This window comes from Paenibacillus oryziterrae, assembly GCF_042610485.1.
In the GTDB taxonomy this organism is placed as follows: Bacteria; Bacillota; Bacilli; order Paenibacillales; family Paenibacillaceae; genus Paenibacillus_AQ.
This window is the reverse complement of record NZ_JBGJZO010000015.1, coordinates 95,963-113,140: the sequence shown is the minus strand read 5'-3', so window position 1 is coordinate 113,140 and position 17,178 is coordinate 95,963. Positions and strand designations below refer to the sequence as shown.

At 47.8% G+C, this 17,178-nt stretch carries 18 protein-coding genes; 9 read left to right on the top strand and 9 right to left on the bottom strand.

From position 1 onward, the window contains the following. Positions 1–205 precede the first annotated feature (205 nt). Entirely contained in the window at positions 206–814 is a 609-nt protein-coding gene (locus ACAN55_RS16300; RefSeq protein ID WP_379134918.1) for a TetR/AcrR family transcriptional regulator, read from the bottom strand. Positions 815–974: 160 nt separating this feature from the next. Here ACAN55_RS16300 and ACAN55_RS16295 point away from each other — a divergent pair, with 160 nt between their 5' ends. Then, the gene (locus ACAN55_RS16295; protein ID WP_379134915.1) at positions 975–2,414 is read left to right on the top strand and encodes an MDR family MFS transporter; all 1,440 of its coding nucleotides are present in this window, start codon (positions 975–977) and stop codon (positions 2,412–2,414) included. Between the two features lie 78 nt (positions 2,415–2,492). Here the strand turns inward: ACAN55_RS16295 and ACAN55_RS16290 are convergent, their stop codons facing one another. Continuing rightward, the gene (locus ACAN55_RS16290) at positions 2,493–3,491 is read right to left on the bottom strand and encodes a WG repeat-containing protein (RefSeq protein WP_379134913.1); all 999 of its coding nucleotides are present in this window, start codon (positions 3,489–3,491) and stop codon (positions 2,493–2,495) included. A gap of 185 nt (positions 3,492–3,676) precedes the next feature. Then, a complete protein-coding gene (locus ACAN55_RS16285; RefSeq protein WP_379134910.1) occupies positions 3,677–4,156 on the bottom strand; it encodes a ferritin-like domain-containing protein in 480 nt (159 codons plus the stop codon). A gap of 141 nt (positions 4,157–4,297) precedes the next feature. Between ACAN55_RS16285 and ACAN55_RS16280 the strand changes: the two genes are divergently transcribed. Beyond that, a complete protein-coding gene (locus ACAN55_RS16280) occupies positions 4,298–4,522 on the top strand; it encodes a DUF6199 family natural product biosynthesis protein (protein ID WP_379134907.1) in 225 nt (74 codons plus the stop codon). 63 nt (positions 4,523–4,585) lie between these two features. Here the strand turns inward: ACAN55_RS16280 and ACAN55_RS16275 are convergent, their stop codons facing one another. Together ACAN55_RS16275 and ACAN55_RS16270 are read right to left on the bottom strand one after the other, a co-directional pair. Next, complete coding sequence (locus tag ACAN55_RS16275; protein ID WP_379134904.1) at positions 4,586–4,699, bottom strand: YjcZ family sporulation protein; 114 nt, start codon at positions 4,697–4,699, stop codon at positions 4,586–4,588. A gap of 90 nt (positions 4,700–4,789) precedes the next feature. Further along, entirely contained in the window at positions 4,790–5,326 is a 537-nt protein-coding gene (locus ACAN55_RS16270) for a GNAT family N-acetyltransferase (RefSeq protein WP_379134901.1), read from the bottom strand. A 174-nt stretch (positions 5,327–5,500) separates the two neighbouring features. Here ACAN55_RS16270 and ACAN55_RS16265 point away from each other — a divergent pair, with 174 nt between their 5' ends. The 6 genes from ACAN55_RS16265 (at position 5,501) to ACAN55_RS16240 (ending at position 12,545) form a co-directional block, all read left to right on the top strand. After that, positions 5,501–6,568 carry a LacI family DNA-binding transcriptional regulator gene (locus ACAN55_RS16265; RefSeq protein ID WP_379134899.1) on the top strand — a complete coding sequence of 356 codons (1,068 nt, stop codon included), beginning with the start codon at positions 5,501–5,503 and terminating at the stop codon, positions 6,566–6,568. A 174-nt stretch (positions 6,569–6,742) separates the two neighbouring features. Further along, positions 6,743–9,178, top strand: coding sequence for a glycoside hydrolase family 94 protein (locus ACAN55_RS16260; RefSeq protein WP_379134897.1), 2,436 nt, complete (start codon positions 6,743–6,745; stop codon positions 9,176–9,178). Between the two features lie 138 nt (positions 9,179–9,316). After that, positions 9,317–9,898 (top strand): YitT family protein, encoded by a 582-nt coding sequence (locus ACAN55_RS16255; RefSeq protein ID WP_379134895.1) that lies wholly within the window; start codon positions 9,317–9,319, stop codon positions 9,896–9,898. An 89-nt stretch (positions 9,899–9,987) separates the two neighbouring features. Continuing rightward, on the top strand, positions 9,988–11,250 hold the full coding sequence (locus tag ACAN55_RS16250) for a DNA polymerase IV (RefSeq protein ID WP_379134892.1): 1,263 nt from the start codon (positions 9,988–9,990) through the stop codon (positions 11,248–11,250). A 76-nt stretch (positions 11,251–11,326) separates the two neighbouring features. Next, positions 11,327–12,094, top strand: coding sequence for a threonine/serine exporter family protein (locus ACAN55_RS16245; protein WP_379134927.1), 768 nt, complete (start codon positions 11,327–11,329; stop codon positions 12,092–12,094). Between the two features lie 28 nt (positions 12,095–12,122). Further along, positions 12,123–12,545, top strand: coding sequence for a threonine/serine exporter family protein (locus tag ACAN55_RS16240; RefSeq protein ID WP_379134889.1), 423 nt, complete (start codon positions 12,123–12,125; stop codon positions 12,543–12,545). Positions 12,546–12,634: 89 nt separating this feature from the next. Here the strand turns inward: ACAN55_RS16240 and ACAN55_RS16235 are convergent, their stop codons facing one another. After that, a complete protein-coding gene (locus ACAN55_RS16235) occupies positions 12,635–13,513 on the bottom strand; it encodes a DegV family protein (protein WP_379134886.1) in 879 nt (292 codons plus the stop codon). 209 nt (positions 13,514–13,722) lie between these two features. Continuing rightward, positions 13,723–14,244 carry a GNAT family N-acetyltransferase gene (locus tag ACAN55_RS16230; RefSeq protein ID WP_379134883.1) on the bottom strand — a complete coding sequence of 174 codons (522 nt, stop codon included), beginning with the start codon at positions 14,242–14,244 and terminating at the stop codon, positions 13,723–13,725. A 241-nt stretch (positions 14,245–14,485) separates the two neighbouring features. Between ACAN55_RS16230 and ACAN55_RS16225 the strand changes: the two genes are divergently transcribed. Then, entirely contained in the window at positions 14,486–15,241 is a 756-nt protein-coding gene (locus ACAN55_RS16225) for an MBL fold metallo-hydrolase (protein WP_379134879.1), read from the top strand. A 97-nt stretch (positions 15,242–15,338) separates the two neighbouring features. Here ACAN55_RS16225 and ACAN55_RS16220 read toward each other — a convergent pair whose 3' ends face one another. After that, positions 15,339–16,202: a VOC family protein gene (locus ACAN55_RS16220; RefSeq protein ID WP_379134875.1), complete on the bottom strand. Its 864-nt coding sequence runs from the start codon at positions 16,200–16,202 to the stop codon at positions 15,339–15,341. Positions 16,203–16,438: 236 nt separating this feature from the next. Continuing rightward, positions 16,439–17,176: a Type 1 glutamine amidotransferase-like domain-containing protein gene (locus ACAN55_RS16215; RefSeq protein WP_379134871.1), complete on the bottom strand. Its 738-nt coding sequence runs from the start codon at positions 17,174–17,176 to the stop codon at positions 16,439–16,441. Positions 17,177–17,178: the final 2 nt, after the last annotated feature.

Below are 17,178 nucleotides of genomic sequence, written 5' to 3'. Positions count from 1 at the left end.
TAAACAAGCTGACTCCTGTTGAGTACAGGAATCAGCTTGTAGCCTAGGTCTTTTTTCAATGTCTACTAAATGGGGTCTTGACCACAAAAGCAGCTGCTCCTTTTTTCATTAAGGTAAAGGACAAGTTTAGAATGCATCTGCCCCATTTTATATAAGATCAACGGTTTGTCACGCGCGCTGTATAACAAGAAGTTTGTGGACCGTCCTAACGGGACTTCTCTTTGTCGTTTAAGTAAACAGGCAGTAACACTTCGTCAACTAATAAGCTCAAATAGGACTCGGCAAGTGTTCCACCTTGAACCATATATTCGTATCTCATCAAGTTAAAAGGCAGCTGCAATTGCATATCCGTGAAATCATAATTGATTTCTCCACGCTCTTTGGCAAACCCATGAATCTTTTGTATAACCAGTCCATTTTTTTCTCTCGCATGAATGAAGATCTCATTCCAGTTATCCTGCTTCCGGCTTAACTCTAACAAGACAGCACTAAACAATTCTGGTCCAATCGCATCCAAAAAGCGCTGATAAATCGTTAACGCTGAGAGCAGATCTGCTCGCAAGCTTCCGTGATCTTCTATGAGGTCTAATAAATTAGGCTCTCCAAACACTTGTGATAAGCGATAATGAGCCATTTCATGTAGTAAGTTCATTTGGCTTTCATACTGGCGGTACAATACCGTCCGGCTAGTCTTCGCTTTTTTCGCAACATTTTGGAATGTCATCTCTTGATATCCGAAAGTTTGAAAAATCTCAAAAGCCGCTTCCATTATTGCGCTTTCAAGCTCTTTCCCTCGTCTTCTTATACTTGGCATTTCAAAGCTCCTCACAGATTCTATATAGTCCAATATAGCATGAATTCAAAATACAAATGACATCTTCAATAACAAGTATTGCAACTTGTTTCGTTTAGATGTATAGTTCGTTATGGAAATAAGGTTCAATTTGTACCTTAATTAGAGAGGAGCTTTTGTCATGGCCACAAAAGTAGATGAAAAAATCCCGAAGTCTTTATTAACCATTGCAATCGTGCTTGTCCTTGGAGTTATTGCCCCCATGTTAGATGGAACCATGGTGAATATAGCGCTAAATGAGTTTGCTAAATCTTTTCATGCATCACTCGACCATATCCAATGGATCGTAACGGGATATGTATTAGCTACAGGAATAGCCGTCCCCTTTTCCGGATGGCTCATTCAGCGCTTTGATGGAAAAAAGGTTTATATCGCCGCACAAATCATTTTTCTCGTGGGTTCGGTTACCTCAGGACTTTCATGGAATTTAGCCAGTATGATTGTATTCCGTCTGGTTCAAGGCTTTAGCGCCGGTTTGATTCTGCCATTGTTAACAACACTTTTAATGCAAGCAGCTCAAGCAGCTGGCCAGGATAAACTCGGCCGGTTAATGTCCATTGTAGGTCTCCCCATCGTTCTTGGACCCATTCTCGGGCCCGTAATTGGCGGGGTTCTTGTCGATTATCTCTCATGGCATTGGATCTTCTTCGTCAATGTTCCGGTGGTATTCATCACCCTCTACTTTGTCTTTACGAAGCTGCCAAGCTTCCCCCCTTCAAATCAACAAGCAAAGCTTGATTGGTTCGGGATCTTAGTGCTCGGTGGTATTTCAGTTAGTTTTATCTATGGTATTACTGCAGCAGCGCGGATGGCCGGTTTTAATAATACGAAGACCATAACGCTCGTCATTGTGGGGGCCTTATTAACCATCGTCTATGTAATTTACGCACTTAAAAATGAGGAAAAAGTAATCATGCCTTTGAATTTATTTAGGTTTCGTAGCTTCAGCGCATCCTTCTGTGGCTTATTTCTTGCGGGAATTGCTGCGAATGGTCCAATGCTTCTGTTGCCACTTTTATTTCAAAATGTTCGCAACGATTCCATCATTGTAGCTGCATTATCTTTAATTCCTCAGGGAATAGGCATGTTGCTTGCAAGACCTTTAATCGGGATAATGATTGACCGAATTGGCGCCAAGATTGTTGTCCTCATCTCGATTGTCATATCTTTAGCCGGAACCCTTCCTTTCGTCTGGATCGATCAAAACACGGGGTATTGGATCATAGCGATTATACTCTTCATTCGCGGCATCGGCGTTGGCGGAGTCACGCTTCCATTAATGAGTGATGCCTATACAGGCCTCTCCAAAACTGAAATTCCACAAGCCAGTATCGCCACCCGGATTGTGCAAAATATCGGCGGTGCCTTCGGCTCAGCCGTATTGGCGACCATTGTCGCCAGTCAGTTGGATCTCGCGAAGATGGATGCTGCCCATTTGGCATCCGCCTATCAATCCGGCTTCTTAACAGCGAGTATTCTCATGGTTGTGCTAATCATTCCATCGTTATTCTTAACTAATAAGATCGCTTCAAAGGTTGCTTCGAGCCTGAAAGTTGACTAATCTTTACTCTTGTAAAAGGGAAATGGCGCACGATCTCAGTAAGAGGACCGTACGCCATTTTTGCTATAATTATGGTGTTTAAGGTGCGTAGAACCTTACCACTGAAGTATGACTTGTGATCGGATACGGTTTTCTTTTTTCCCGTAGCGTCACACAGCTAAGACCTTCTGAAAAATAATCCAGCCTCTCGTACTGTTCCCCCAGGTCTATCATTTCCATGTTACGTTTCATCAGCTTAATATTTTTCTTCTCATGTACACTCGCTATGCCCTCAATAAAACATGACGCGCCCGTATATTTGGGTTCAATCTCAAATTCTCCTTCTGGATTTATATATCCCCAACTTCTTCCAACCTTTACCGGGGCCAGCTGCTCATAAAAATCCTCCGCGTCATTGAATTTAGGCTCGATAATAATTTCACCTAATTTGTTAATGTATCCGCATTTATTTCGCTTGATAATTATTGCAATCCCATCGTGAAAATTACCGGCATAACCAAACCGTGGTGGAATGACGATCTCACCCTTGCGGTCCATATAACCGATCTTTCCTTTTATACTTATTGGTGCGAGCCCTTCGGAGAAGAAAATATAGCTGTCAGATATAGGCTCTATTACATACTCTCCGGCTGCATTAATGCATCCATGCTTACCAGAAGAGTGCTCTACGGATGCGATACCATCTCTGAAGTGCATCGAGTTCGTATGTATCTGATCATGAATAAAGTTCCCATTAACATCAATGAATGCTCTCCCCGTTGAAGTGCCTTTACGTACGTGAATAGTTGCGTATCCATCTGAAAAATCGTAGGCGTAATCAAACGTCGGAGGAATAACAATCTCTCCTTGCATATCCAGATAACCAAACTTGCCGTTTTTACTTAGAAACAACGCACGGCCACAAGAAAAATTCCCTGCTGAAAAATAATCTGTTTCCAGTACAGTTTCTCCGGATGTTGAAATGAACCTCATCTTATTGTTCAGCTTAACCGCAGCTATACCATCTCTAAAAAAAGTACCAAACTCGTATATAGGCGGGATCACCTGATTGCCATCGAGTCCTATGTAACCATGCATAATACAATCACTCCTGTAAGTTATAAGTCGACCGATTGAGTTTGTAAAAATATTCTATGTAATGCTTTCGTTATACCACGCACAGCAACGTTTCACAATCATTGAAGCAGAATTATGCAATCTCAAATAAAACACATCCGCCGACAAGGCGGGTGTGTTTTTATTGGAGGTATACTATTGTGAAATTACCTCTGAATTGCAACAGAATTCTGTAGCAATAAATTGTTATACTTCGCTGCATGTTTTTGTTCATCGAGAATTATGCCATACAAGGTATCTTTATAAATGCCGTACGGAAGGCCAAACCATATCTTCCGATACTTTTCAACTGCAGACAATTCACCCTGGAAGGCTTTTTGTAACCCGTCGATATAAGAATTAACCTGTTCGGGGACTTCATTACTGACTCCTGTCACCTCATGTCCAGTTAATTCCCTGTACATTTGCCGGAACATTCGATTATGTCCTCGTTCATCATTTCGAATGGATGTGATCACTTCAGCTTGTTCGTGGTTCGGAGCAAGTTGAATGAGTTGATCATAAAAAAGTTCGTCATTGCGCTCCCCTTGGACTGAACTCTTCATTAATTCAATTGCATCTTGAGTAGAAGTGGCCCACACGGGAACAAATTGTGATCGGAACCAATACGGATATACCCTATACATAGCTAAACCCTCCAGTAGTTTCTAAGTGTTCTACCAGCAAGCATATGCACATTAGCCCGTTATTGTGAATGAATTCAATCGGAGCAAGCACTGCAACGTTTCACAATCATTGACGTAGAATTATACAAAGGAGCTGATCACATGTTTGCCGGTATTTTTGTCATGATTCTTGGCCTCTCTGTCATTGCTTACGGCTTGTTTATTCGCAGGAACCCTACTTTTGGCTGGCGGATGAATGAAGGCTGGAAGGTAAAAGGTGATGGTGAACCCAGCGAAGCCTATATCGAAGCAGTAACTTTTTCGGGAGCGGCAGCCATTTGGGTTGGCGCGTTTTTTGCTGTTGCTGGTTTTGCCCTTCTTTTATAAATTTAAAAACACATCCGCCAGCAAGGGAACTGGCGGATGTGTATGGCTAAGCGGGGCTAAAGATTAGATCACGAACGCTCTCGAGATAATGACCAGCAAGATGAACAGTACCAGGATTGCGCCAGTAGAAGTAAAGGGACTGACAACTGGATTGTTATTTTCACAACCACAACTCATGTTGATTCCTCCTTTATGATTAAACACAAAGTTAAGATATGCACTTTCACCCCCGCTTGCTTGGGTGAAACCACAAAACCGCCTGCCCATTTAGGCAAGCGGTTTGTAATCCTGTTCCAGAATGGCATACAGATAGGAGTCGTTCCATCTCCCTTTATGCCACTTATGCTCTCTTAAGTGTCCTTCGTAAGTCATACCGATGGATTGCATAACTTTGGCAGATCCTATGTTGTCCGGCCGGCAAGTGGCATATATCCGGTGTAGCCCAAGCTCGCAGAACCCGAACTCCAGCAAGGTTCTGGCAGCCTCATTACCATAACCTTGGCGCCAGTATTGCTGATTGAAGCAGTAACCGATTTCGCCTTCCCGGGGTTCACCGGTGTGAATTCCGCAACCGCCAATCAATTGATTGCCTTCTTTAAGGACTACAGCGAATTCGAAAGCCTTGCGGGGCGCCGATTGCTGTATGTCCATTACCCAATTTATAAATCCTTCGGTTTCTTCCAGAGTATTAGGTCCCCAGATCATGTGCACAGCGACAGCCGGATCTGAGGCATAGGTATGTACTGCATGAACATCCTCTCGAACAAACTCCCTGATGATTAGCCTTTCCGTTTCAAGAATCACAGGTACTGTCTCCTCTCACTCATCTACCGGCTTGTATCAGTTTCTATCTGTATTTATTTGTAACTTATTCTCAGCATTCAGGCAATGCAATTTATTCTAATTCAGCGATTGATTTCTTAGCCGCTTTATCTTACAATAGGTTCATAAACGCGCGTTTATGAAAGAGGGGACAATATGCGCAGCGAAGATATAGCTAAGCTCGCCGGGGTATCCCGCAGTACGGTATCCCGTGTGATCAACAACTACTCGAATGTCCCTGAAGAAACCCGAGCCAAGGTGCTCAAGGTCATTGAGCAGCACCAGTATGAACCGAATAGCTTCGCCCGGGCACTGGCCGGAAAGAAGACGGATACCATCGGATTGTTCGCCATCAGCATGAACGAGAAGGAGAATACGACCCGGATCTATCAGAACAATTACTTCGCCCCCTTCGTGGATGCCGTTGTTGATACGGCGAACGTACGCGGCTGTTATGTTCTGATTCATACGGTTTACTCTCCCGACGATTTTCTCAAGGTCAAGCAGGCTTTCCTGCAAAAGCGGATTGACGGCGGCATCATCGTCGGCACGCAGAAGGACATTGATATCGTCCGGGAAATGGTAGGACTACACTCCCCGCTCGTGCTTATTGATTACGACATTTCGGAGATCATGTCGGAGCATCTGGACCGCAATCATCTGGCCATTGTGAATTCCAAGGATTATGAGGGTACTGTGGAAGCCATAGAATATCTGATCAGCCTTGGACATCGTGAGATCGGCATTATCTGCGGACAAATGAATACGTACTCCGGACGGGAACGTTATACGGCCTATGAGGACACGCTCAAGAAACACGGATTGCCCCTGAACGAAAGGTTCATCCTGAAAGGTGACTTCCTGAAGGAGCAGGCTTATCAGGAGATACAGCAATTGCTGTCCTCCGGTGAAGCTCTTCCAACCGCATTCTTCTCATCCAATGACGACATGGCCATTTCGGCTATGGAAGCGTTCTCGGAGCATGGAATATCGATTCCCGAGGAGATCTCCGTCGCCGGCTTCGACGATGTGCAGATGGCCTCCCGTATTCAGCCTAAGCTGACTACAGTGCGGCTGCCGATCTACGAAATGTCCAAGGCTGCGGTGGAGAAGGTTATCGAGCTGTGCGATGCAGAGCAGCCGACCTTCAGTACCATCAGCTTCCCGGCACGGCTCGTGGAGCGGGATTCCTGCCAGGCTCCCAAGAGTTTTGCAAAAGAATAATCGAAGTATGCGGGCTTGCTTCCGAAGCGAACAAGCCTGGCATCTTCCCGGAATCCCGCTGAAGGATAAGAACATCCTCTCATGGTGGATTCCGATTAGCACTCCCTGTCCCCGGGGAACTTTTTTAACAGATTTATAAACGCGCGTTCACAATCGAAAGGAGACTTTTCTCTTATGAAATTCGGAACCTTTGACGACATTAACAAAGAGTATGTCATTAACACTCCAAAAACACCTTACCCATGGATCAATTACCTTGGTAACGAGCAATTTTTCGGTCTTATCTCCAATACTGCCGGGGGTTATACCTTCTACCGGGATGCCCGGATGAGAAGACTTACCCGTTACCGTTATAACAATATTCCGCTGGATACAGGCGGACGTTACTACTATCTGTATGATGACGGTGATTTCTGGACACCGGGCTGGATGCCGGTTAAACGCGATCTCGATTTCTACGAGTGCCGCCACGGTCTGGGCTACACCTCCATTACTGGCGAACGCAATGGCATTTCCGTAAATCAGCTTGCTTTTGTACCAATGGGTCACAATGCTGAAGTACACCGCCTTGTAGTGAAGAATACCGGCACAGAGAAGAAATCCGTGAAGCTGTTCTCTTTTGCTGAATTCTGCTTATGGAATGCACAAGACGACATGACCAACTTCCAGCGCAACCTGAGCTGCGGCGAGGTTGAAGTGAAGGAATCCGTCATCTACCACAAAACCGAATACCGTGAGCGCAGAAACCACTACGCGTTCTACTCTGTAAATAAAGAAATCGCCGGCTTTGATACAGACCGCGAATCCTTCGTAGGAATGTACAATGGCCTGGACGCTCCACAGGCTGTAGCTGCCGGTGAAGCTACCAATTCAGTAGCAAGCGGCTGGTCCCCAATCGGATCCCATGCACTGAACATCACGCTGGAACCAGGCGAAGAGCAAAGCTTCATCTTCGTACTTGGCTATATCGAGAACCCGGAAGATGAGAAATGGGAAGCACTGAATGTCATCAACAAAAAACCGGCGCTGGCTGTTATCGAACAATTCGCTACCGATGCTCAAGTGGACGCTGCCCTGGCTGTTCTGGCTGCACACTGGGACAACCTGCTGTCCAAATATCAAATCCAAAGCGGTGACGATAAGCTCGACCGCATGGTTAACATCTGGAACCCGTACCAATGTATGGTTACCTTCAACATGTCCCGTTCCGCTTCCTATTTCGAATCCGGCATTGGCCGCGGCATGGGCTTCCGCGACTCCAACCAGGATTTGCTCGGCTTCGTGCATCAGATTCCTGAGCGTGCCAAAGAGCGTATTCTGGATATCGCCGCTACCCAGTTTGAAGACGGCAGCGCGTATCACCAATACCAGCCGCTTACCAAGAAAGGCAACAATGAAGTCGGAACCGGCTTTAACGATGACCCGCTCTGGCTGATCCTCGGAACAGCTGCTTACATCAAGGAAACCGGCGATACATCGATTCTGGACGAGCAAGTTCCTTTCGACAGCAATCCGGACAACACCGCTACCCTGTTCGAGCATCTGAAACGCTCTTTTGAACATGTTACCAATAACCTGGGACCTCATGGCCTGCCGCTGATCGGGCGTGCGGACTGGAATGACTGTCTGAACCTGAACTGCTTCTCCACCGAGCCGGGCGAATCGTTCCAGACGACTGCCAACATTGAAGGCCGCGTAGCGGAATCTGTATTTATCGCGGGTCTGTTCGTCTTCGTTGGACCGGACTATGCAGAAATCTGCCGCATGCGCGGACTTACCGACGTTGCTGCAGATGCAGAAGCCAAGATCGAGAACATGCGCGGAATTACCCTGACCCACGGTTTCGACGGCGACTGGTTCCTGCGCGCTTACGACCACTATGGCGACAAGATCGGCAGTAAAGAAAATGAAGAAGGCCAAATCTTCATCGAGCCGCAAGGTATGTGCGTAATGGCGGGTATCGGTGTTGAAGACGGTCAAGCTGCCAAAGCGCTGACTTCTGTGCAAGAACGTCTGGATACTGACTACGGTATCGTTTTACAACAGCCTCCATACTCCAAGTATTATCTGAACCTGGGTGAAATTTCGACGTATCCTCCGGGCTACAAAGAAAATGCAGGTATCTTCTGCCACAACAACCCGTGGATCATGATTGCTGAAACCGTACTGGGACATGGCGACAGAGCATTCGATATCTATAAAAAAATCGCTCCTGCATACCTGGAGGACATCAGTGAAGTTCACCGTATGGAGCCATACGTGTATTCGCAAATGATCGCCGGTAAAGATGCTGTGCGTCACGGGGAAGCGAAGAACTCCTGGCTGACTGGTACAGCTGCTTGGAACTATGTAGCAATTACACAAGCCATTCTCGGTATTCAAGCCGACTTTAACGGCCTGAAAGTGGATCCATGTATTCCTGCCGCATGGGATGGTTTCGAAATCACCCGTGTATTCCGTGGTGACACCTATGTCATTACCATCAAGAACCCGAACCATGTATCCAAAGGCGTGGCAAGTCTGACGCTGGATGGCGTAGCTGTAGAAGGCAATGTAATCGCTCCTGTAGGCGATGGCGCTATACATCAAGTGGTTGTGGAACTCGGTTAATTTATAAGTTAAATCATTAAGCTGGACCGCTTCCCGGGAATCTCCCGGAGGTGGTCCAGCTTTTTTTGCCGTTTCGCTATTTTTTAAGACTGACGAGCATATCTATAAGGACATGCCAAATGATGGAGATGTTTAACTATGCGGTCTTGGCCTAAATACCTTGTTATTTTTGCAGGCAGCCTGCTGATTGCCACCGGTACCGATTTCTTTCTCGTTCCCTATAAAATTCTGGACGGAGGGATTATCGGCATAGCCCTGATTATCAATTATCTGTCCGGTGCCAAAATCAGCCTTGCCATTGTCTTTTGCAGTCTCCCTGTATTTCTCTTGGCCTGGTGGAAAGACCGTAACATCATCTACAACAGTATACTCGGCCTCATAACTTCATCTTTCCTGATTGAGCTCCTTGGACCTCTGCAGTATCATTTCCTGTATTACTTTGAGCTGAGTCCCATCTCAAGCGCCATTATCGGCGGCTTCCTGCTGGGGAGTGGCCTCGGCATCATGCTGCGCTACAAAGCCAGTACAGGGGGAACGGATCTGCTCGCCAAATTTATAACCGGGTATATTCGGGTGAATGTCGGAGTTATTATCTTTGCGACCGATGCACTGATCATCAGTGCGGGGGGACTGCTTATCTCCAAGGAGACCTTTCTTCACTCCATCCTGACCATTGCCGCCGGTGGTGTAGCCACGGGTCTCTGCACCCTCGAGAACTGACAAATATGGAAAATCTCATGCATATACACGATCGTATGTTCGTATTATAATAAAGAACATATAAGCCCCACCTGGAGAGTGTATATCTCATGAATAAAGAACGCATCATTATGCTATCCGATTGCCAGAGCTTCTACGCCTCCGTCGAGAAGGCCTCGAATCCGGAGTACGGCAATAGACCGCTTGTCGTCGCAGGAGATCCGGCCCGGCGGAGCGGAATCGTCCTCGCAGCCTGCCCTGAAGCCAAGAAATTCGGGATCACTACCGCCGAGACACTGAAAGAGGCCTTGGCCAAATGTCCGGATCTAATTGTGGCCAGACCGCGGATGCAGCATTACATTGACGTCTCCGCCCAAATCACAAATATTTTACGTTCCTACAGCGATCTTGTAGAACCTTATTCCATAGACGAGCAGTTTATTGATGTCACTGGCAGCCTCTCTCTGTTCGGCAGCCCAACGCAGATCGCCGCTGACCTTCAGGACCGCATACGCAGAGCTACAGGGGTATACACCCGCGTCGGCATCAGCTATTCCAAGGTTACGGCGAAGATGGCCTGCGATCTGTGGGCCAAGAAGAACCAAAACGGTTTGTTCACCCTGTCCCGGGAACAGCTCCCTTCCCTGCTGTGGCCGCTGCCCATTGGTGAGCTGTTCATGGTAGGCCGCCGCATGTCTGCCCACTTTCATCATATGGGCCTCACAACGATAGGACATCTGGCGCGGCTGCCTCTGGCCGAGTTAAAGTGGCGCATGCGGGAGAAATTCCGCAAGAACTGTGATATAGACGCGGAATTCTACTGGCGGATTGCGAACGGTATGGACAACAGTCCGGTAAATCCGGCCACGTATGAAGCAGCACCCAAAAGCGTCGGCCATCAGATGACGCTCCCCCGGGATTACCGGACGCTGGCGGAGATTAAAACCATACTGCTGGAGCTTTCAGAGCTTGTGTGCAGACGCTGCCGCAGGCTGAAGGTGCAAGGGGCCGTCGTCTCCGTCGGCTGTCAGGGAGCCAGCTTCGAAACCCCGACAGGCTTCTCCCGGCAGACCACGATGGGCGACCCGGCGAATGCCACCAACCTCATCTACGAGGCGGCTGTGGCTTTATTCAAGCAGCATTGGGACGGCCAGCCTGTGCGGCGGGTTCATCTCAGCCTCTCCAGTCTCAGCGACGAGAACCAATACCAGCTGACGTTATTCGAATCGCGCCCCCGCTACCGGGAGCTTGAACGGGCTACGGACGTGCTGAAGGATAAATACGGGGATACGATTATCGGACGCGCCGCCTCCTTCACCGACTCCGGGCAGCTCAAGGACAGATCCGGTAAAATCGGCGGACATTATAAATAAGCTTGATATTTTCCTCCACTCAGGCGACAATCGGTTATATAACACTCCAGGGGAGGATCAACAGAAGTTGGATAGTATCGGCACGAACAGCAATAATGGCAACACCTCAACTTATGAAATCATTGACCTGTGCCTGCTAGCCGGCAAAATCATGCTGCAAAGCGGCGCGGAAACCTACCGCGTCGAGGATACCATGTCACGCATGGCGGCCTCGCTCGGATTCCCGGGAGCACACAGCTATGTAACGCCGACGGTAATCATGTTCACTACCAGCAGAACGGAGCCGGTGAAGCTGTACCGGATTGCGGAGCGAACAACAGATCTGCAGAAGGTTTCGGAGGTAAATGATATTTCCCGCCGCCTGAGCGATCGCCAGATAACCGCGGCAGAAGCCCGGGAACGCCTTAGCGAGGTGGATGATGCTGCGCATGCCTACCCGGTATGGCTGCAGATTGCTGCGGCTGCCCTGACAGGTGCATGCTTCACAATAATGTTCCAGGGAAGCTTATGGGACGCCCTTCCGGCCCTGTTTATATCCGGACTTGGATATACGGCGGTAACCTACCTGCACCGCGTCGTTCAGATCCGGTTCTTCGCAGAGTTCACCGCATCGTTCCTGATTGGGCTGCTCGCCTTCTTCTCCGTCAAATATTTGATCGGCCAGGAAATGGACAAAATTATTATCGGCTCTGTCATGCCGCTGGTACCGGGACTGCTGATCACCAATGCGGTCCGTGACCTGATGGCCGGACATCTCGTCTCCGGGTTATCCAAAGGTGCTGATGCTTTTCTGACCGCCTTTGCGATAGGTACCGGCATCGGGCTTGTGCTGTCGCTATTTTAATCACCTACGTGAAAGAGGTTTGCCGTTCATGATGTTACAACTCATTACCAGCTTTATAGCCGCTTCAACTTTCTGCATTTTGTTCAATGCCCCGAGGCAGGCACTGCTGCAGTGCGGACTTGCCGGCATGATCGGCTGGATTGTATATCTGCAGCTTGACCGGGAATGGGAGATCGTTACCGCTACTTTCGGGGCTACAGTCGTGGTAGGTATCATCAGCCAGATCTTCGCCCGCTCCTTCAAGATGCCGGTTATTATCTTCAGTGTCGGCGGAATTATTCCGCTTGTTCCGGGTGGAATGGCTTACGATGCCATGCGGAAGTTCGTGGAGAATGACTATCCGCAGGCTGTGCAAATCGGCACACAGGCTCTCCTGCTGTCGGGTGCTATCGCCGCAGGACTTGTCCTCAGCGAGGTGCTGGGCCAGATGTTCCGCCGGAAAAATGCATAAAGCCCCCTTCACTCAGGAAGGACCTGCTACAAAAAAAACGTCCGCTTCGTCAAAGGTTGGTTACCTTGACGGGCGGACGTTTCATTGTATTATGCGAATACGCTGTTCATGCTATTATTCTTGATCCAGGCCAAAGCAAGTGTACCTTCTCCAGCATGAATACCCGCGACAGGAACAAAGGTCATGATCTCCGTGCGCAGAGCAGGCGCCATATCCTTGATCTCCTTCTCCATAATCAGCGCTTCTTCCATGTTGTTCGCGTGCATGATACATACCTCTTTAACGAGCTCAACATCCTTTTTCAGAATATCCAACAGTCTTTGCTTGGATTTCTTGAAGGTACGAATCTTCTCATCCACAATAACCTTGCCTTGGTCAAACTTAAGCAGGAGATGAATTCGCAGCAGTTGGCTCAGAACAAGCTGGGAGCCCGATACCCGTCCGCTGCGGTGAAGCTGCGACAGACTCGTAGGAAGCAGGTAAAAGGACATATTTTGAATAATATTCTCAATGCGTTCTTTGATCTCGCGGACGGAGAGGCCCATGTTCTGCCAGTGAATACCGCGCATAATCATCTCCCGGATCGGATAAGCGCCTACCTTGGAATCGATCCCCACCACTGGAACCTCGGCGATATCCGCAGCCTGCAGAGACGTGTTATACGTTCCGCTGAGCTCTGACGAACAATGCACGGCGATAATCTCATCGTACTTGTCCTTAAGTGATTCATACAATTCAATAAATTCACCGATCGGCGGCTGGGAGCTGCCTACATGCTCATTATGGCGCATTTTTTCATAAAATTCATCGGGTGTAATTTCAATGTTCTCTTTATAGCAGTCATTGCCCACGATAAGCCGCAGCGGAACAATGTATACATGATTATTTTTGGCAAACTCGGGATCAAGGGTACTGGTGCTGTCGGTAACCCAAGCGATTGATTTCATAGAGTCACTTCTCTCTTTCATGAGGAGATATCCTGTATTGACGGATGTATTATATTATTGACACTTAACAAGTGCCTTATCACCTTAAATTATACATGAAAGTGAAGGTCAATACAGGAAAAGCAACCCCTAATCCCGAAATTTCTTTACATTTTTTCAACATTTCTTCACATTACACATGATAAATATACCTATGAAATGTTGGGTATTTTATGATATGACCATCCCGCCTAATGAGCATTTCCGATGATTTTCTGGTAGCTGGCGATGTCCAGTCTTCTCCCAAACTTATAACCGATTTCCTTGAAATAAGCACTTTGCTCATATCCGTTCCTTGTAAAAAGCTGACGGCTGCGCTCATTCTCCGAACATACGGTGGCCACCAGCACATGGAACTGCAGTTCAGCAGCCTTCTGCTCAATAAAACGCAGTGCCTGCTCCCCCGTTCCTTTACCTGTACAATCCGGCTTCAGATAGATGCTAATCTCCCCTGAAGTATCATAGGCCTGCTTGTTCTTATGTCTGGCAATCAGCACATAGCCCTGCATCTGATCATCCTGCATGATAGCGTAGGACTTAAACCTTGAATCACCGCTGAGAACGGATTGCCGCATTTCGCTTAAGGTCAAAGGTTCGGTATGAAATGAGATCGTAGTGTTCAATACATAATAATTATAAATCTCCAGCACTTCAGGCAATTGCTCTTCCTTAATCTCGGCAAAAGATAGTCCCGCCGCAGTTATCTTCGTCATGAATATTCCTCCCAGCATCTCTATGTATTGGCACAAGTATAACGTAGATTGACGGATTGCGGCAAAGCGCTACCTAAATAACAGCGAAATGAAACAAAATATTCACTGAGATATCGGCAATCTGTTTATTGACAAACAATTATTTTTATGGTATAATATAATATTTTACTATTGATCTGCATTTTCGATTCCGGTATGATGTGCATTAGCTTCTTTCACAATAACCACTGGAGGGAACACGATGCATATTGCCAAAGGAATCGAAATGTTAGAGATTTCGGTACAGGTCATGGGGGGAACAGATACCCTATATCCTACGCTGCTTTATGATGAACACAGCGCCCTGCTGGTAGATACCGGTTACCCCGGGCTGCTGGAATCATTCAAATCTGCCTTTCAGGCTGCTCAGGTACCCTGGTCCAGATTGAATTCGGTTCTAATCACTCATCAGGATCTGGATCATATCGGAAGTCTGAACGCTATTCTGGAGGATTGCACAGAGCCGGTAACCGTTCTGGCGCATGAAAAAGAAAAGCCGTATATTCAAGGGGGGCTTATGCTGCTAAAGCATACGCCTGAGGCCCTAGCTGCTGCGGAAGCCATGCTGCCACCTCATGTGCCGGAGGAATGGCGGCGCAAGTTCATGTACGTACTGTCACACCCTCCAAAAGGAAGAGTCGACCGCCTGATCGCAGGAGGGGACGAACTTCCGCTCGCCGGCGGAGCCCGGATTATTCATACACCCGGGCATAGTCCGGGCCACTTGAGCCTCTATCATCCCGGCAGCAAGACGCTTATCGCAGCCGATGCGTTAACGGTTCAGGACGGCAAGCTGCACGGCCCTGACCCAAGGGCAACACCGGACCCGGACACCGCACTCCGCTCATTAGCCGCGCTTGCGGATTATGACATCGAGACTGTCATTTGCTATCACGGCGGATTGTACAGAGGCGATGCTAACCGCAGGATAGCTGAGTTAGCACTGGAGAGACCTTAGGACTTCGCCGGAGTAACTTATATAAGCAAAAAAAGCAAGTCTCCGGCTATGACCGGGGACTTGCTGAACTATTACCTATAGATAGTGAACTAATGATTTATTTAATAACGAGCCGAATGCCGATGTTCCACGGATCCTTAAGGGCAGGCTCACCATCCACATCCTCTACAGAATATCCCGCCTGACGCACACGCGCCACAAGAGCAGTACGCTCTTCTTCGTTCGGCAGCAGCAGGGTGAAATAATCAATTCCAGGGGCATCTGCGGGGGCTGCCGGAGCCCCTTGACCCGCCCATACATTCAGGCCGATATGGTGATGATACCCCCCAGCCGCGATGAACATCGCCGCGTCCCCATAATGGGCCATAAGCTCAAAGCCAAGCAGATCTACGTAGAATGCCTTAGCCTTACCTAAATCACCTACATGGAAATGCACATGGCCGATAACGGTGCCCGCAGGAAGTCCATTCCATGGCAGACCTTCGGAAGCAGCCAAGAGTCCGTCAACATCAACAGGATCGGTTGTCATCACGACATGCCCTTCCCCATCCTTCTTCCAAGTATCCTTCGGACGATCACGGTACAGCTCAATTCCATTGTCGTCAGGATCCTGAATGTACAGTGCCTCGCTGACCAGATGATCCCCCTGACCGACGTGTATACCTGAGTCAATCAGATTGCGGAGCACGAGCCCCAGGCTCGGACGGTCCGGCACCAGAATGGCGAAGTGGTACAATCCGGCCACAGAATTCCGCCGCAGCACCTTGGCATTTTCGATTTCACGCAGAATCAGCAGCACACTGTGCCCGTCCGCGGTCATCTCTGCCTCACGCTCACTTTGCCGCAGAATTTGCAGCCCAATGACATTTTGATAAAAAGCGAGCGAACGTTCCAGATTGCTCACCCGGATCTGAACTAAACCCAATTCAACATCCTGATGTAATGTAACAGCAGCACTCATATAATTCCCTCCCGTATTATAATCAGTTAAGCGTTATTCTTCGCTTCATATTTCAAAACATTCAATATTTGTAACAACGTTAGTTACACTTTAACTATATTTAGTATAGTAACACACTAGAAGTTTGTCAATTACCAATTGGGATATATCTTGCAGTACGCAGCAAAAATAAATAAATCATGCCGGACCAGTTAGCCGTCAGCATGATTTATCCTTTTAATATATCGTTCTTTGTCTTAACCTATGTACAATTCCTTGATCGGTCTAAAGTCATTATGTGGCAGAATTTCAGTCGTGTTCACCCCTACTGGAGTGTTGCTGATCCGGTAGACCTTAGCCCCATCCTGCACAGAGATTACCCTGTATTCATTCTCCCTGATGACAACGGCGCAATGATTATCTACCGCAATCCCTGTCTGATCCCGATCCAGCATCATTCGGATGAAATTCAGTGCCCGAGTATCCTCATTGTAATGCGGGCAGTGAACCCCTTTCAGCAGACCCAGCCCTTCCAGCATCATATAATTTCGTGAGTCGCCGGATTCGTACATTTCGATGTCACTTTGACCATATTCGAACCAGCAGATTGATCCCGCACTGATACCTGAGCATACAGCTCCTGATTCATACGCAGCTTTTAGAAGGGTGTCTACACCAGTATTCTGCCAGATCTCCAGCATCATTCGGGTGTTGCCCCCGCCTACATAGATGAGATCTGCGGACATAATGGTTTCCCTAAGCTCTTCAAGAGTATAACTGCGGGTTGCAAGCAATAAATGCTCGGTCCGGCAGCCCAGCAGTTCCCCATAGACTTTATTAAAAGTATCGCAATAGCCTTCAGCATCATGACTGGCAGTGGGAATAAACAAAGCCCTCGGCGTTTCCTTTCCGGTCAGGGCTACAATTTCACGGTCAATCTCAAGGGTCTCCAGATCCTTCATCTCTCCGCCGCCGATGACCGCTATCGTTCTCAAAG

Excerpts from the sequence above, each read along its gene's own strand:
- ACAN55_RS16240 (WP_379134889.1), top strand. The coding sequence starts at position 12,123 with ATGATGTTACAACTCATTACCAGCTTTATAGCCGCTTCAACTTTCTGC.
- ACAN55_RS16265 (WP_379134899.1), top strand. The coding sequence starts at position 5,501 with ATGCGCAGCGAAGATATAGCTAAGCTCGCCGGGGTATCCCGCAGTACG.
- ACAN55_RS16295 (WP_379134915.1), top strand. The coding sequence starts at position 975 with ATGGCCACAAAAGTAGATGAAAAAATCCCGAAGTCTTTATTAACCATT.
- ACAN55_RS16235 (WP_379134886.1), bottom strand. The coding sequence starts at position 13,513 with ATGAAAGAGAGAAGTGACTCTATGAAATCAATCGCTTGGGTTACCGAC.
- ACAN55_RS16220 (WP_379134875.1), bottom strand. The coding sequence starts at position 16,202 with ATGAGTGCTGCTGTTACATTACATCAGGATGTTGAATTGGGTTTAGTT.
- ACAN55_RS16275 (WP_379134904.1), bottom strand. The coding sequence starts at position 4,699 with ATGAGTTGTGGTTGTGAAAATAACAATCCAGTTGTCAGTCCCTTTACT.
- ACAN55_RS16290 (WP_379134913.1), bottom strand. The coding sequence starts at position 3,491 with ATGCATGGTTACATAGGACTCGATGGCAATCAGGTGATCCCGCCTATA.
- ACAN55_RS16255 (WP_379134895.1), top strand. The coding sequence starts at position 9,317 with ATGCGGTCTTGGCCTAAATACCTTGTTATTTTTGCAGGCAGCCTGCTG.
- ACAN55_RS16285 (WP_379134910.1), bottom strand. The coding sequence starts at position 4,156 with ATGTATAGGGTATATCCGTATTGGTTCCGATCACAATTTGTTCCCGTG.
- ACAN55_RS16225 (WP_379134879.1), top strand. The coding sequence starts at position 14,486 with ATGCATATTGCCAAAGGAATCGAAATGTTAGAGATTTCGGTACAGGTC.
- ACAN55_RS16260 (WP_379134897.1), top strand. The coding sequence starts at position 6,743 with ATGAAATTCGGAACCTTTGACGACATTAACAAAGAGTATGTCATTAAC.
- ACAN55_RS16230 (WP_379134883.1), bottom strand. The coding sequence starts at position 14,244 with ATGACGAAGATAACTGCGGCGGGACTATCTTTTGCCGAGATTAAGGAA.
- ACAN55_RS16280 (WP_379134907.1), top strand. The coding sequence starts at position 4,298 with ATGTTTGCCGGTATTTTTGTCATGATTCTTGGCCTCTCTGTCATTGCT.
- ACAN55_RS16250 (WP_379134892.1), top strand. The coding sequence starts at position 9,988 with ATGAATAAAGAACGCATCATTATGCTATCCGATTGCCAGAGCTTCTAC.
- ACAN55_RS16300 (WP_379134918.1), bottom strand. The coding sequence starts at position 814 with ATGCCAAGTATAAGAAGACGAGGGAAAGAGCTTGAAAGCGCAATAATG.